This window comes from Micropruina sp., assembly GCF_047606665.1.
Lineage (GTDB): Bacteria > Actinomycetota > Actinomycetes > Propionibacteriales > Propionibacteriaceae > Micropruina.
Map to the genome: position 1 here is coordinate 255,975 of NZ_JASGEF010000007.1, position 14,434 is coordinate 270,408.

Annotated in this window: 14 protein-coding genes; 7 read left to right on the top strand and 7 right to left on the bottom strand. The window is 66.8% G+C overall.

The annotated features are described in order from the left end of the window. Nucleotides 1–13 precede the first annotated feature (13 nt). Nucleotides 14–1,282 (top strand): ATP-binding protein, encoded by a 1,269-nt coding sequence (locus QM619_RS02100; protein ID WP_415103801.1) that lies wholly within the window; start codon nt 14–16, stop codon nt 1,280–1,282. Here QM619_RS02100 and QM619_RS02105 read toward each other — a convergent pair. The 5 genes from QM619_RS02105 to QM619_RS02125 all read right to left on the bottom strand — a co-directional run bounded on the left by QM619_RS02105 (nt 1,236) and on the right by QM619_RS02125 (nt 7,727). Then, nucleotides 1,236–1,682 carry a PIN domain nuclease gene (locus tag QM619_RS02105; protein WP_415103803.1) on the bottom strand — a complete coding sequence of 149 codons (447 nt, stop codon included), beginning with the start codon at nt 1,680–1,682 and terminating at the stop codon, nt 1,236–1,238. The genes QM619_RS02100 and QM619_RS02105 overlap by 47 nt on opposite strands. Further along, nucleotides 1,679–1,903 (bottom strand): type II toxin-antitoxin system VapB family antitoxin, encoded by a 225-nt coding sequence (locus QM619_RS02110; RefSeq protein WP_415103805.1) that lies wholly within the window; start codon nt 1,901–1,903, stop codon nt 1,679–1,681. The genes QM619_RS02105 and QM619_RS02110 overlap by 4 nt, the downstream gene beginning before the upstream one ends. Nucleotides 1,904–2,019: 116 nt before the next feature. Continuing rightward, nucleotides 2,020–5,190, bottom strand: coding sequence for a tyrosinase family protein (locus QM619_RS02115; RefSeq protein WP_415103807.1), 3,171 nt, complete (start codon nt 5,188–5,190; stop codon nt 2,020–2,022). Nucleotides 5,191–5,300: 110 nt separating this feature from the next. Next, the gene (locus QM619_RS02120; protein WP_415103809.1) at nt 5,301–7,361 is read right to left on the bottom strand and encodes a M3 family metallopeptidase; all 2,061 of its coding nucleotides are present in this window, start codon (nt 7,359–7,361) and stop codon (nt 5,301–5,303) included. A 42-nt stretch (nt 7,362–7,403) separates the two neighbouring features. Next, a complete protein-coding gene (locus tag QM619_RS02125) occupies nt 7,404–7,727 on the bottom strand; it encodes a rhodanese-like domain-containing protein (protein WP_415103811.1) in 324 nt (107 codons plus the stop codon). A gap of 110 nt (nt 7,728–7,837) precedes the next feature. Here QM619_RS02125 and QM619_RS02130 point away from each other — a divergent pair, with 110 nt between their 5' ends. The 4 genes from QM619_RS02130 to QM619_RS02145 all read left to right on the top strand — a co-directional run bounded on the left by QM619_RS02130 (nt 7,838) and on the right by QM619_RS02145 (nt 10,829). After that, nucleotides 7,838–9,172, top strand: a complete 1,335-nt coding sequence (locus tag QM619_RS02130; protein WP_415103813.1) for a dipeptidase — start codon at nt 7,838–7,840, stop codon at nt 9,170–9,172. Nucleotides 9,173–9,193: 21 nt separating this feature from the next. Then, a complete protein-coding gene (locus QM619_RS02135) occupies nt 9,194–10,276 on the top strand; it encodes an AAA family ATPase (protein ID WP_415103815.1) in 1,083 nt (360 codons plus the stop codon). Between the two features lie 64 nt (nt 10,277–10,340). Next, entirely contained in the window at nt 10,341–10,565 is a 225-nt protein-coding gene (relB, locus tag QM619_RS02140) for a type II toxin-antitoxin system RelB family antitoxin (protein WP_415103817.1), read from the top strand. Then, entirely contained in the window at nt 10,566–10,829 is a 264-nt protein-coding gene (locus QM619_RS02145; RefSeq protein ID WP_415103819.1) for a type II toxin-antitoxin system RelE family toxin, read from the top strand. It abuts the gene before it with no gap. A gap of 64 nt (nt 10,830–10,893) precedes the next feature. Here the strand turns inward: QM619_RS02145 and QM619_RS02150 are convergent, their stop codons facing one another. Both QM619_RS02150 and QM619_RS02155 read right to left on the bottom strand, forming a co-directional pair. After that, nucleotides 10,894–11,922, bottom strand: a complete 1,029-nt coding sequence (locus tag QM619_RS02150) for a hypothetical protein (RefSeq protein ID WP_415103821.1) — start codon at nt 11,920–11,922, stop codon at nt 10,894–10,896. Beyond that, on the bottom strand, nt 11,915–12,634 hold the full coding sequence (locus tag QM619_RS02155; protein WP_415103823.1) for a hypothetical protein: 720 nt from the start codon (nt 12,632–12,634) through the stop codon (nt 11,915–11,917). The genes QM619_RS02150 and QM619_RS02155 overlap by 8 nt, the downstream gene beginning before the upstream one ends. A 441-nt stretch (nt 12,635–13,075) precedes the next feature. On the opposite strand from QM619_RS02155, the gene QM619_RS02160 reads away from it, so the two are divergent. Both QM619_RS02160 and QM619_RS02165 read left to right on the top strand, forming a co-directional pair. Further along, the gene (locus tag QM619_RS02160; RefSeq protein WP_415103825.1) at nt 13,076–13,717 is read left to right on the top strand and encodes a hypothetical protein; all 642 of its coding nucleotides are present in this window, start codon (nt 13,076–13,078) and stop codon (nt 13,715–13,717) included. 122 nt (nt 13,718–13,839) lie between these two features. Continuing rightward, complete coding sequence (locus QM619_RS02165) at nt 13,840–14,433, top strand: hypothetical protein (RefSeq protein ID WP_415103827.1); 594 nt, start codon at nt 13,840–13,842, stop codon at nt 14,431–14,433. Nucleotide 14,434: the final 1 nt, after the last annotated feature.

The window sequence follows — 14,434 nt, forward strand, 5'->3', positions numbered from 1 at the left end:
GTATCATCGGGCGATGACGGCTGGTGGTGGAGTCATCGAACGACTGCTTCTCCCGCGAGTGGAGGACGCTCTGAGCGACACTCGGGTCGTTGTGTTGCAGGGTGCCCGGCAAGTGGGGAAGTCAACGCTGGCCGAGCACATCGCCGGGCGGCGCACGAGCTACCTCACGACTCTCGACGACTCAGACGTGCGACGCTTCGCGTCCGCAGACCCGGTGGGTTTCGTCGCCCAGTTTCCGGAAGGGTTGCTGGTGATCGACGAGGTACAGCGCGTTCCGGAGTTGATCGTCGCACTCAAGGCCGCCGTCGATCGCGACAAGCGGCCTGGACGGTATCTGATCACTGGCTCCGCCAACCTCCTCGACCTTTCCGCCACGCATGAATCGCTCGCCGGACGCGCACAGCCGCTCACGCTCCACTCGCTGAGCCAGGCAGAGCTTGAGGAACAGCCGGGCTCCTTCATCGATGCCGCGTTCAGCGGACGACGACTCCTCGGGCATCGGAGCAGCCTCACTCGGCACGAGTATCTGGAACGCGCGTGTCGGGGCGGCTATCCGGAGGCGCTGGCGCGGTCGAGCGCGACCCGTCGCGGAGATTGGTACGACACCTATGTGACGCAGATCGTGAACCGCGATGCGATGGACATCTCCGGCCTGCAGCGTCTTGCCGACCTCCCCCGACTGCTGCGCTTCATTGCGGCGCGCAGCGGGAGCGGCATGGTCTGGAGTTCTCTTGCGAGCGACTCGGGAATCCCTCGGACGACCCTCGATCCTTACGTCCGGCTGCTCGAGACCCTGTTCCTGATCCACGTGTTGCCGGCCTGGGCGGTGAACTTCACAACCCGCGAAGTCAAGCAGCCAAAGGTGTTCCTTCTCGACACCGGCCTCGCAGCCAGCCTGCTGGGGGTCGTGCCGGATGCACTGGGGCCCACCGTGACCAACAGCCCTGCGGGTGGTCTGCTCGAGGGACTTGCCGTGGGTGAGTTGCGCCGTCAACTCGGCTGGAGCTCTCAGCGGGCGAACATGTACCACTACCGCGATCAGCGCGGGGTCGAAGTGGATGTGGTGCTGGAGACTCCCGACGGCCGGGTCGTCGGCATCGAGGTCAAGGCTGCCGCCACTGTGCATCCGAAGGACCTCACCGGCCTGGCGCTGCTTCGCGACAAACTGGGGAATCGGTTTGTGGGCGGGTACGTGCTCCACACCGGCGAGACCTCCCGCCTGGTCGCCGACCGGATCATGGCGCTCCCGCTTGATGCACTGTGGCGACGGGAGGCTCCCTGAACCACAGCCGGAGCGGAATCACCCGCGCGGCATGGGCGAAGTCGGCGTCGGTGCTGAGCAGCGTGCAGTCATGGGCGATGGCGAGTTGCGCGATCAGCGCATCCACCGATCCGATCTGGACGCCTGAACGCCGACATGTCGTGGCCAGGTCGGCAGCTGCCGCGTAGTCGTCGCGGGTCGGCTCGAGAAGTTGGACGTGAGCCAGATCGGCGACGATCCGCTGGCGTGCGGCGTCCGGGACGAAGCCGCGCAGCAACTCGAGCAGGATCATGCCGGTCACGGCGACCTCTTCCCCGCCGAGGAGCGCCGACCGCAGCGCCTCGACCTCCGGCGCACCCGGCGGCACATCGCGTCGGTAGGCGAGCGACCAGACGCTGGTGTCGACCAGCAGTCCACTCACTCGACGGCACTCGACCGGGCGTCACGCGTGCGGCGATCGGCCTTGTGGTCGTAGGAGACGTCCCAGTCGAGGGTGCCGAACGAATCGACGATCGTGGCCCGTTCCCGACGAGCGATGAACTCTTGCAGGGCGATCGTGACCGCCTCCTTCTTGGTCCGCGCCCCGCTGACCGCGACCGCGTGATTCAGCAGCTCCGGATCGATGGCGAGATTGGTGGCCATGTGCACCTCCTTACACATGAGCCTACACACCCATCTGTGCGGGATTTCGAGGCGCCGTTGGGTCTCCAATTTCGACGGGCTCGACCAGCTGCTGGTCGAGCCCGTCGATATCTGGGTCAGTGTTCGTGGCCACCGCCGTCGTGGTCATGCGGTGCCGGGCGGACGCCGTCCGTGCCGACGCCGGGATCGCGTCCGTCGACGAAGCGGCTGGTGTCGCGCTTCAGGTCCTCCAACGGCACCTCGTGCACCTCGCCGTCGGCACCCAGCCGCCAGGGCTGGAAGAACATCGCGTCGTGGTCGTGATGCATGTGCTCGTCGTGCCCGTGGTCGTGCGGCTGGGCCGCCGCCTCGACCTCGGGCCGGGTCAGCAGCTCGGCGTCCGGCACGGGTGTCGCCGCGGCTGCCCGGGTCACGCCGGCACCGCGCTCCTTGCGTTCGCTCATCTTCTCGGCCTCCTTCTGGCCCTGTTCCTCCGTGCGCCGTTCGTCGCGCTCCTTGTCCCGATCGTCCCCCACCGGAACATCGCGGCTGGGACGCTTGTCGTCCTCGGGCCGGCCCTCCCCCTTGGGAATCTCGGCCCGATAGGCCACGGCCGTCCGCAACTCCTCGCGCTGGAAGACGGCCGCCCGCCGGTCGCCGCCGGTGGCCACGAACCGCACCGAGTAGACGCCCGGCTTCCCGGTGGCGAGGGCGCCGCCGAAGGTGCCGTCGCCGGCTGCGCGCAACGCGATCAGCGTCTCGGCACCGGACGGATCGGTGACACGTGCCAGCACCCGTGCCCGGCCAGTGAACGGGCGTCCGAACATGGTAAGGGTGGCCCGGAGCTCCAGCTTGTCGCCGGCGATCACCAGGGACGGTGCCAGTTCGGCGTCCAGCTGGACGTCGGAGTAGCTCTGCACGATCAGGCTGTACGGGACGGTGCCAGTCTGCCTCAACTGCGCCATCCGGGCACGCAGGTCGTCGCGTCCGCGGAGCTTCTCCACGACGTCCTTCGGCAGCCTGAGCACGGCCTTCCACTCCCCGGACGCCGCGATCCGCGGGTCGACCGGCAGCGTCAGCCGGTAGAAGACGTCGTCGGCGTTCTGCTGGTACTCCACCGTCGGCAGACCGGACGAGCCGTCGATCGTGGTGCCGTCTGGCGCCACCAGGGTGAGGTCGAGCAGCTGCGCCAACGGCGACAGCACGATCACGTCGACCTGGTGGTCCAGCTCGCCCAGCGTGAATGCCACGGTGTGCTCGCTGCCGATCGCCAGATCGCCCTGCGGGTCGACGACGATCGCGGTGCGGGTCACCCCGGCCAGGATCTGGATGAAGTACTTGGTCAGCCGGAACCGGCGCTCGGCGGCCGTCATGTCACCGGTGATCAGCATGTAGCGCGAGATCGAGGTGAGCACGGCGTCGCTGACACCACCCGGATCGCCCAGACCGATCGCGTACACCTGATCGGCGTACGGCGCGATCGCGGCCGTCACCGGCGGATCGGTCACCCCCGGCGACTGGTTCTGGTTGCCGTCGGTGAGCACGCACAGCGCGAACTGCTGGTAGAGCGTGGCCGGGTTGCCGCGTTCGGCGTCCAGTACGCCGGCGCCGTCGATCATGCCCTGGCCGATGCCGGTCATGCCGCGCGGCTCCAACTCGGGTGAGGCGACCGCCGATTCGAGCACCTCGCGTCCCGAGCCGGGCGCGGTGGGCGCCGGACCCATCTCGGTGATCCCGTCCAGAACGGCGGTGACGTCGTCGAAGGTGACCACACCGACCCCGTCGATCGGACGCATCACGTCGCGCAGCACGGTCAGCGACTCCTTCAGCAGGTCGTAGCGCGATCCGGCGGCACCCGCCGAGGACCACATCGACCCGGAGCGGTCCAGCACCAGCGAGACCGCGGCCCGCGGCCTGGTCACCGGCGTGGCGGACAGGTCCACCACCCAGCTGCCCAGGTCGTACTCGTCGCCCGGATTGGCGGCGTCGTAGCCGTCGTCGTCCACGATGAAGGCCCGGACGGTCGCCGTCCCCGCTTGTGGGACGCCGATCGGACCGGACGCCTGGAACTGGACGAAGACGCTGGCGGTCACCGTCTCGGCATGGTCGTCGTGCTCCACGGTGACGATGCCCTGTCCGGCCGGCGCGCTGAAGCCGGCACCGGTGACCGCGGTCAGTTCGAAGCGGACCTGCCGGCAGGTGCGGACGGTGAACTGCACCGGATGGAAGGTGGTGAGCAGTTCGGGCACCGAGCCGAACGCCACAGACGGGGTGTCCAGGCTCACCTCGGGCAGGTCGCTGTGGAACCAGTAGCCGACGGCGTGGTGGTCCTCGTTGGCGTTCGGCGTGGAGAACATCGGCGCGGCGAACCAGGCGGCGGTGCCGAGATTGACCATCGTGTCGTCGCCGTTGTGGCCGAGATTGGCGGTGCCGGCGGCCTGCGGCTGGAACTCCGAAGCGACACCCAGCTTGCGCTGCCAGATCGACCACAGCCGGTCCACGTTGCAGTGGTGCAACCAGAAGGCCGGATCGTTGACCGACACCGACGGGAAGGTCATGTGGCCGCCGTCACCGGGCTGACCCAAGGCGTTGATCTCCCAGGCGCCGCCGATCCAGACGTGGACGCCGTCGTGCAGCACCCGCTCCAGATACTTGCGGAAGGACGCCAACACCTGCGCGTTGGTCGGTGGGGAGATGTCGTTCCAGGGCGCGCTGTCGTAGACGTTCGGCCAGGTCTGGCCGGACGGTACGGCGATGCCGAAGGCACGCAGCGCCTCGGCACGGGTGGGCAGATCGCCGGCCAGCGGCGCGCCGTTGGAGCGCTTCAGGGTCAGGTCGGCATCGCCGGAGCGGCGGATGTTCATCCGCCAGGTGGTCGGGTCGGCGAACGGCCCGGAGGTGACGAAACCGGTGGTCGGGCCGGGTCCGGCGTTGCCGAAGCCACCGAGCAGGTCGTTGGTGAAGGGCCAGCCGGCATCGCTGGAGGTACGGGCGGTGATCCAGTCCCAGTACGGGATGGTCAGGTGATGGTTGCCGCTGACCACTTGCAGGTCGTACTCGATCTGATGCAGGAACTCGCGGTGCCACGGCCCGAAGGCAGGCCCGCGGTGGGCGCCGGCGCTGACCGTGTTGTGCAGCCAGACGTAATCGTCGTAGCGGTTCGGCGTCCCCCCGCCGGCGCTGACCGCGGCGGCCGCCGCGGGTATCCGGCTGGGCGATTTGATCGGATCCTTCAGGTCCAGGAAGGCCTGGACGAGTTCCGCCTTCTCGGCGGCGGTGAGTTCGGCGACGTTCTTGCGGCACAGCATGGGGATAGCTCCTCCACTCGGGACAGTGTGTTCGTACCGATAAGTGCCACTAGCAACGGCCTTCGGAGGTGGCACAACTACGTAGCGGGTGCCGGCGCCGAAGCCCAGGTTCAGTCGGCGAGCCCGCGCCGCACCACCAGATGGGTGATCTCGGGGTCGGCGCCGCGGAAGTCGCGGTAGGCGTCCATGGCGTCGACCGATCCACCACGAGCCAACAGCCGCTCCCGATAACGCTGACCGTTCTCCCTGGTCAGGCCGCCATTGGCGAGGAACCAGGCGCCGGTGTCGGCGTCCAGCACCTCCGACCACAGGTAGCTGTAGTAGCCGGCCGCATAGCCGCCCTCGAAGATGTGCTTGAAGTAGGTGGACCGGTACCGGGTGGGGGCCAGCGGATAGTCCACGCCGGCGGCGGCGAGCGCCCTGGCCTCGAAATCGGCGACGCCGTCGGGGCCGTCCGGTAGCTCGTCGATCGGCGACGAGTGCCAGGCCTGGTCGAGCAGCGAGGCGGCCAGTATCTCGGTGGTGGCCCACCCCTGGTTGAACAGCTGAGCCCGCTTCAGCGCGTCGATCCAGGCCGCCGGAATCGGCTCGCCAGTCTCGTGATGAACGGCGTAGCGACGCAGCAGTCCGGCGTCCAAGGCCCACATCTCGTTCACCTGGGACGGGAACTCGACGAAATCGCGCGGCGTCTCGGTACCCGACTGGGAGGGGTAGCGGACGTCGGAGAGCAGGCCGTGCAGGGCGTGTCCGAACTCGTGGAACATCGTGTTCACCTCGTCCCAGTTGAGCAGCGTGGGCTGTCCGGCCGGCGGCTTGACAATGTTGAGGTTGTTCACCACCACGGGTGCCTGCCCGAGCAGGTGGTTCTGGTCGACGATGTTGTTCATCCAGGCGCCGCCCTGCTTGCCGGCGCGGGTGTAGTAGTCGGCCAGGAACAGTCCCAGCCCAGTACCGTCGGGCCGGGTGCCGTCGGCGTCCAGAACCTCGAACACGCGGACCTCGTCGTTGTAGCCGATCAGATCGTCGCGCTCGGCGAAGGTGACACCGAACAGGGCGGTGGCGGCGGCGAACACGCCTTCGTGCAGCACCCGCTCCAACTCCAGATACGGCCGCAGCAGCGCGGAGTCGAAGCTGTAGCGCTCGGCCTTCAGCTTCTCGGCCAGGAACTCCCAGTCCCACGGCTGCAGCGGCTCGTCCTGCAGCTGCTGCAGATCGGACGCCTCAGCGTGCGCGTTGCGCACCGCCGCCGGCACGAGTCGTCCGAGCATCTCGCGCACCGCCTCGGACGTCTTGGCGCAGGCGTCCGCGGCCACGTACTCGGCGTGGTGCGGGAAGCCGAGCAGGGTGGCCCGCTCGGCACGCAACCGGGCGATCTCGACCACCAGCGCGCGGGTGTCGTGCTCGCCCGACCAGCCGCGGCCCACGGAAGCCTGATGGATGCGGCGGCGCAGCCCGGCGTCCGACACCTCGCACAGGATTCCCTGCGGGGTGCACGAATCCAGTTCCAGCAGCCATCCCTCCAGGCCGCGGCCCTCGGCGGCGGCGCGGGCGCCCGCCTTGGACGCCTCGGAGACTCCGGCCAGCTCGGCCTCGTCGGTGACATGCACCGCGGCCGCGTTCGAGCCGGCCAGCGCCGTCCGACCGAACGCGGAGGTCAACTCGGCCAGCTTCGCGTTCAGTTCCCGAAGCCGTGCCTGGTCGTCGTCGGCCAGCGCGACCCCGCCGCGGACGAAGTCGCGCAGGTGGGTCTCCAGCCAGTAGCGGGCCTGCTGATCGGCCTCCACCGCACCGCAGCTGACTCGCTCGTCGAGCGTCCGGACCCGCTCGTAGAGGGCCCGGTTGAGGTAGATGGCGTCGCTGTAGCGGGCCAGCATCGGCGAGATCGCGGCGTCGATGGCGTCCAGTTCCTCGTTGGTGTCGGCCGGCTGGACCGTCCAGAACGCCCCGAGGGTCCGACTCAGCAGCTGCCCGGACGCCTCCCAGGCATCGATCACGTTCGCCACCGTGGCCGGTTGCGGGTCATCCGCGATCGCCTGCAACGCGGCCAGCCGCTCGGCAATGCCCGCCTCGACCGCCGGCAGATAGTGCTCGGCCCGGACGTCGCGCCACGGGGTCAGCTGGTAGGGCAGCGTGGACGGCTGGGCAAACGGGTTGGCTGCATCGAGACTCATGCCGCCATCTTGCCGAGCCGTCACGGCACACCCAAACCAGGCTCAGATCACGTACGGATCACCGCTGTCCGCGACCAGCGGCTTGCCCGCCTGCGCCCAGGCCAGGGTGCCGCCGGCCACGTTGACCGCGTCGACGCCGTTGGCCAGCAGGTAGGCCGCGACCCGCTCCGAGCGGGCGCCGGAGCGGCAGATCACCGGCAGCGGGCCGTCGGTCTCGGGCAACTCGGACAGGCGTCCGACAACCTCACCGAGCGGAATATGCACCGCGCCGGGGACGTGACCGGCCGCCCATTCCGCCGGCTCCCGGACGTCCAGGACGACGGCGTCGTCGGGCAACTCGCTGACAGTGATCTCGGCAATCTCCACGACTCCCATCCAAGCACGCCGGGTCGCCGGCCGGGCATGGCGCGACCTGAGCCGGACGCCGGTTCTCCGGGACGGCCGACGGTGTCCGACCCGCCGAGTAGGGTGCCGGCATGACCCTCACCGATGCTGTCGACGCCGTTCTTCCCGGTGCCCTGGACGACCTGGCAACGCTGGTCGCCATCCGGTCCGTGAGCGCTCTGCCGGGTCATGCGTCGGACGTCCGGGCCAGCGCGGAATGGATCGTCGAGCAGGTCCGCGGGCTCGGCTGCGACGACGTCCGGATCGTCGCCGAAGGCGGCCAGCCCGCGGTGATCGCCAGGTTCCCCGGCCCCGAAGGTGCCCCGACGGTGTGCCTGTACGCCCATCACGACGTCCAGCCGACCGGTGACCTGGCGCTGTGGACGTCCGACCCGTTCCGGGTGCGGCGCAACGGCGAGCGGCTGTTCGCCCGTGGTGTGGTCGACGACAAGGCCGGCGTGATCATGCATCTGGCCGTGCTGCGGGCCTTCGGCGGCACCCCGCCGGTCGGCGTCACGCTGTTCATCGAGGGCGAGGAAGAGGTCGGTTCGCCGTCCCTGGCCACGATCATGGAGCGGCACCGCGATCTGCTGGCCGCGGACGCCTACGTGATCGCCGATTCGGCCAACTGGAACGTCGGCGAGCCGGCGTTCACCACGACGCTGCGGGGCCTGGTCGACTGCGTGGTCGAGGTCTCCACCCTCGATCACGCCCTGCATTCCGGGCAGTACGGGGGTGCGGTGCCGGACGCCTTGACCACGCTGTGCCGGCTGCTGGCCAGCTTGCACGACGCCGACGGCAATGTCGCGATCGAGGGCCTGAGCGCCATGCCCGACCCCGGACTGGACTACCCCGAAGACCGGTTGCGGGCCGAGAGCGGGGTGCTCGACGGCGTCCGGCTGCTGGGCGAGGGGCCGATCGCCGGACGGCTGTGGACCAAGCCGACCGCGACCGTGATCGGCATCGACGCCACCAGCGTGGCGGACGCCTCGAACACTCTGGCACCGTCGGCGCGGGCCAAGATCAGCGTCCGGATCGCGCCGGACGCCGACCCGGACGCCGCGATGGCCGCGCTGGCCCGGCACCTGGAGACACACGCCCCGTGGGGTGCGCGGGTGCGGGTCACGGACGGCTCGCAGGGCGCCGGCACCACGGTGCCGGCGGACGGCCCGATCGCCGCCGCGGCCCACGACGCGTTCGTCGAAGCCTGGGGCATCGAGCCAGTGCAGATGGGACAGGGCGGCTCGATCCCGATGGTGGCCGACTTCCAGAAGGCATTCCCCGCGGCGGAGGTCGTGGTCACCGCGGTCTGCGACCCGGATTCCCGAATGCACGGCATCGACGAGTCGCTGCATCTGGACGACTTCGCCAAGGCCTGCCTGGCCGAGGCGCTGCTGCTGGAGAAGCTCGGCAGCGATCGGGTGTGAGCCCGCCCGTAGGCTGGGGGCGTGGAGATTCTGCGGCTCGCTGGGCCGCCCGGTGTCGGGAAGTCGACCGTCGCGTGGGAGATCGCTCGGCGGGTTGCTGAAACCGGCGGGCCTGTCGCGTATCTCGACATCGACCAACTCGGCATGTGCTATCCCGCTCCAGCTGACGACCCGGACCGTTGGCGGCTCAAAGAGCGCGCACTCCGACGGTTGGCAAGGTCATTCGCGGCTGCTGGCGTCGGACGCCTGATCGTGTCCGGGGTCGCATCTGCCGACACTCCGCCGCCTGCCTGCGACTTTCCCACGCGATCTCTCTGGCTGGACGCACCCGAGGCCGTTCTGGGCGAGCGTCTGGCGACGCGTGGCTGGGCGAGCGAGCGCGTAGCCGAGGTGGCGTCCATCGGCGCATCCGAGTCGAATCGTGCGGACCCGAGCTGGGCTCGGCTCGAGACGGGTGATCGAGCGCCGCATCAGACGGCGTCCGATGTGCTCGGAGCCCTGGCTGAGGTCCCATCGCTTCGTTCAGCCGCCCCCTTCGCTGAGGAGTTCGGTCGGGAGCGTCGGAGTGACGGCGGAACATCGCGTGTGCTGTGGCTGTGCGGGCCGCGCGGAGCCGGGACGTCGAGTGTCGGCTGGGCCGTCGCATCCCAGGCGTGGAGCCAGGGGCGCCGCACAGGTTTCCTCGACGTCGCGCAGCTGAGCTTCACATGGAACAGCGGCAACGATGTCGGTGCACGCAACGCGGCAGAACTCGCGCTCGTCTTTCGAGACGTCGGTGCCGAAGAGGTGGTGATCGTCGCGCCCTTGCCGGTCGACCCCGGTGCCGTGCGTCGGACGCTGGGCTCAGCTGGTCTTGCCTGGGTTCGGATACTCGCCGACGAAGGAGCCCGGCGCGAGCGCATCCGGAATCGCAGTGAAGGGAGTGGCGTGGTTCTGGCCGGGGACGATCTCGTTGCCGCGCCCGAATTCGTCCTCGATTCGGTGCTCGCACAGGGGAATGCGCAGGCCGGGATGGCGCTCCGGGACGGCGAGGCCCTGCTTGACGCCAGTGGCCTGACGGTGGCCGAGGCGGCTTGCTCTGTCCGCGCGATCGCCGGGCCCTGATCGTTTGGGTGGCGGACGGCTCGAGCCTCGGGCGTGGTGTTACGCTGTAACACAGGAGGTAGACATGGCGACGACCACGGTCACATTGCGGCTTGCCGAGGCGGAGAAAGCGCTCCTCGCCGACTACGCGAGGGCGTTCGGAATGTCCGTTTCCGAGTTCGTCCGCACCGCGGCGCTGGAGCGGGTCGAGGACGAACTCGACCTCAGGGCGTGGGACGAAGCGAAGCGCGAGTTCGATGCGAACCCGCAGACGCTGACCGCCGACGAGATCGCGGCGAAGTACCTCTAGATGTGGCGGCTGCTCTACTCTCGCCGGGCGGACAAACAGCTGGGCAAGCTCGACCCGGGGGTTCGGCGCATCATCGTGGCGTGGCTGAACAAGAACATCGACGGATGTGACGATCCACGTACGACCGGCAAAGGTCTCACCGCGGGGTTGACGGGCAAGTGGCGCTACCGCGTGGGTGACTACCGCGTGCTCTGCGAGATTCGAGACGCTGAACTCGTGGTACTCACGATCGAGGTCGGACATCGACGGGACATCTATCGATGAAGGGCTGGCTGCGGTTCCGATTCCCTGCCGGTCCGGGGCACTGCTGCTAGACAAGCTAGGTGACCTAGTTGACGGCTAGGATACTTCGCTCAAGGAACGCAATCGCACCGGTTGTCCTCGGGGCATCTGCTCCATGGTTTCGCTCAAGTATCTCCCGCACCGTATCCATCCACGTCTTGGCAGATTCAAGATCACCCGCAAGGGCGAAAGCACGACTGAGCGCCAGAGGTAGACTTTCTGGCATTCCGGTAGTAACCCGGCCTTCGTGTTCATTCCCAACAACGCTGAGCAACTGCCAGCGAGCGTCGTTATGGCCGAGTTCGGAACGGACAGAATGGAGCGTGACAAAAAGATTCTGCGTCTGTTCGTGTTCACGTCCGAGAAGTCTCAGTCTCTGCTCATACACATTCAAAGCCTGATCTTGCAGCTTTCGATTGTCCATAAGTGGCTTTCCATATTGTAGCGCCCTCAGGGCCGCGCTGAGCGCGTTGGCGGCGGCAACATAGGGGAAGGGACTATCTGGACCATAGGTATCAAGACGCCATTGCCACTCGCGTACTGCGATTCGATATGCTTCTTCACGATCCGCCTCCGACTGACCCCACTCATTCAGCGCTACCGAGAGATTGCTGCGTTTTATGCTGGCGAGCCTAGAATCAACTCCATATCTAACCTCTGCCTCAACAATGAGGCGCTCATAGTCTTGTCGCCACATAGTGTTTCCCGCGTACCGGGAGAATCTGACCGCCTCAGCGGACGCCGCTCGCGTGATCGGCTCATCCTCGCCCAGTACGGCTGAACACCTGCTGGCGAGGTCGGCCAGTCGACGGGCAGTAAGCGCCGACCCGTCCTTGTTCCGCTGCTCCAAGATCAATCCTTTCTCCGCTCCCAAGGAGATTGCATGATCGGGACCCAACTCAGCGACCGCATCCCGATAGAGCCGACTGAACTCGGCGAGGACACGCTGCCCGCGCACTCGGATACGTTCGACGGTCTCCAGCCGGGCAGATAGTTCGATCTCCCTGGCCTGGCGCATGGCCAGTTCCTCGAGAGCCTGCTTGTTGCTCGGCAATTGGCTGGCTGCTTCATGCATTGACATCGTCTTCCTGGAGAGTGAGTGCACGAAGGGCCGATACTGCGCCTTCCAGTGCGGCAAGGACAACTCGATCGGAGGTCGAACTCGCCGTGGCGTTCGCAGCCAACGACATGAACCGGCCAATCGCGGCAAGCAGTTTCTGAGCCTCATCAGCTAGCCCATCAGAAAATCTGACAGTGGCCAAATCACCGCGGATCGCATTGAGCATTGGCGCCACCTCCTTATCGATCGAAGAATCGAGCGTGAGGACGATGAGACGCTCTCCGCAATCCAACAGAATGCGCTCGTTGTCGGCGATATCGCGGGTCTCAGCACGGGTGGCGAGTTTTCGTAACGTATCGCGAGCCCGCTCGGGGAGGCGGGGACCGACTCCAAGCATCGCTAGAGCCGGGTGAGCCAAGGCCCATTGGGCGCAGATGGCAAGGTAGGTTTCCGCCTGCGTCTGCGGCCGGAGCCGCAGCGCCTTCTGCTCGCGAACCCATCCGTCATGATGCGGCTCGAACGTCCAGCACTTCGCCTCCCACACCAGCCTGGCTACCCCGCTCCGTCCATCCGCAGCGATGGTCGGCTGCCGCGATGCCTCGAACGCGTCCCTCAACTGCTGCGGCTTGAGCGGACCATGGTCGGCGAGCCAGAGTTCCCTTGGCAAGCGCCCGGAGGCGTCGAGCGCGTCGAGCCCACATTGGTCCAGAAGTGCATAGAGCGCCAACCTAGAGCGAACTGACTGCACCTGAAGGCTCAGGACCCTCTGACGGAATGGCAGCACTTTCCTAGTCTGTGCCGACGGTGGGGTACTTCTCACGTCCATGGGCAAGTTGTACAGGATCTCGCATGGAAACTGGGGGAGGTTTCCATGCGAGATGCGCTCCACCTCGTGTGACGCGTTCTCGACGGTGTCTCTGAACGGGAACGCAAGTCACCTTCCGCGTCGGATCTTGCTTCCCCCGCCCTTTGGAACCTCGGCACGAACCCCTGATCAGCTCGCCTACCAGCACCATTGACTGGTTGCATCTAGCTATGGAGAACGAGCAGTTCCCGCGAGAGACGCGGAAGACCCGCAACAGGGGTCGGTACACCACCAAGGACAGGGTGTCGTGCCGCCCGGGGCCAAGAACGGGCAGCTCGGCCGCCCAGCATGGTGGGCCGTGCCGTGCTTAACTCGACTCTGTCCTGGTGGGATCCAACTACAGATCCCGGGCTGGCTGAGGTCTGGGCGAGCACCATCACGCTCGCCCGGCGCGATCAACCGGACGTCTTGGTCGGTCCAGCAGCGCCACCCCCCGGCTTCGCCCGCATCGCCACTCTGTTCGTCCAGCGAGTGCGAGGCCTTCAGGCTGATGCCATCCGCCGCGCGGCCACCGATGTCGAGTTCATCGTAGGGAGCGTTCACATCCTTGACCACAGCTTGATGGATGGACCGACAACGACCATTCCTGAGCTTCAGGCCAGCAGCATCTCGCGCGGCCGCGCTCGGCAGATCGAGTTGGCGCGCGAGATCCTCAAAGCTCGCGAACGAGTGATCACTGTACATGAAAGCCACCTCATAGCAATTGCGAGTACGACCGCCTACGCGCTGGATGCTATCGCGGACCTCAATCGTCTGGTTATACGAGAGCACCGTTTCGGGCATCTACTCAGCTACCGCGTACCGACCACCCTTTCCCTACCAGACGACGTAAACGAAATCGGCCTTGCCCGCGTGGCAGCCATAATTCCGAGTTCAGAGGCCACCTCGGAAGGTTCGACCCCTCCCACTGACAACAACGACAAGACAGAAAGAAGTGCCGCGTAATGACGACCTTTAGATCCTTCTCATTCCTTTCCGCGATCGCCATCGTGTCCTTGCCGCTAGCCGTCGGCTGCAGCAACGCTCCAGTCGCAGAGGATGGGCCTACTCGCGAGATCACCAAGCTAGTGATCATCGACACCTCGGGTTCGATCAACGAAACAGATCTTCTCGCAGCCGCGCAGAACAAGTCGCTCGACCTCGTCCGAAACATGTCTGTGGGCAGCACGATAGCGGTTCGTGCCATGAATTCTGATGTCACCGCCGTGTGCACTGACGTCATATTCAGGCTGCCTGTGCAGGAGAATCTCGCGCTGGAGAAGAAGGCCCGCGAAACAAATCAGCAAGCTGTGGGAGTGAAGATACCGGAGTTGATCGCGTGCTCTCAAAAACACGGCTCCGCCACCGAACTGTTCGGCGGCCTGGCTGACGCCTTCAGATCCTATCCCACTTCGTCTGAAGCTTGGGTCTTTTCCGACCTCTGCGATACGACCCTTAGCGTAGGAGGAACCTGCAAGGCAGCGGTCCTCTCTGATCCCCAGCATGTCGCTGACTCGATTCCCGACAGCCTTACTCCGGACCTCTCGTCACGTCCCAACATAATCTATATCGGTGCTGGCCGCGGGTCGCGGCTCGACGCTGGATCCCTGGAAAATCTTCGCACGGTGGTGGGTCTATGGACTAAACGGGCCGGAGCCACCTACGAGTTTCGTACCGTCTGAA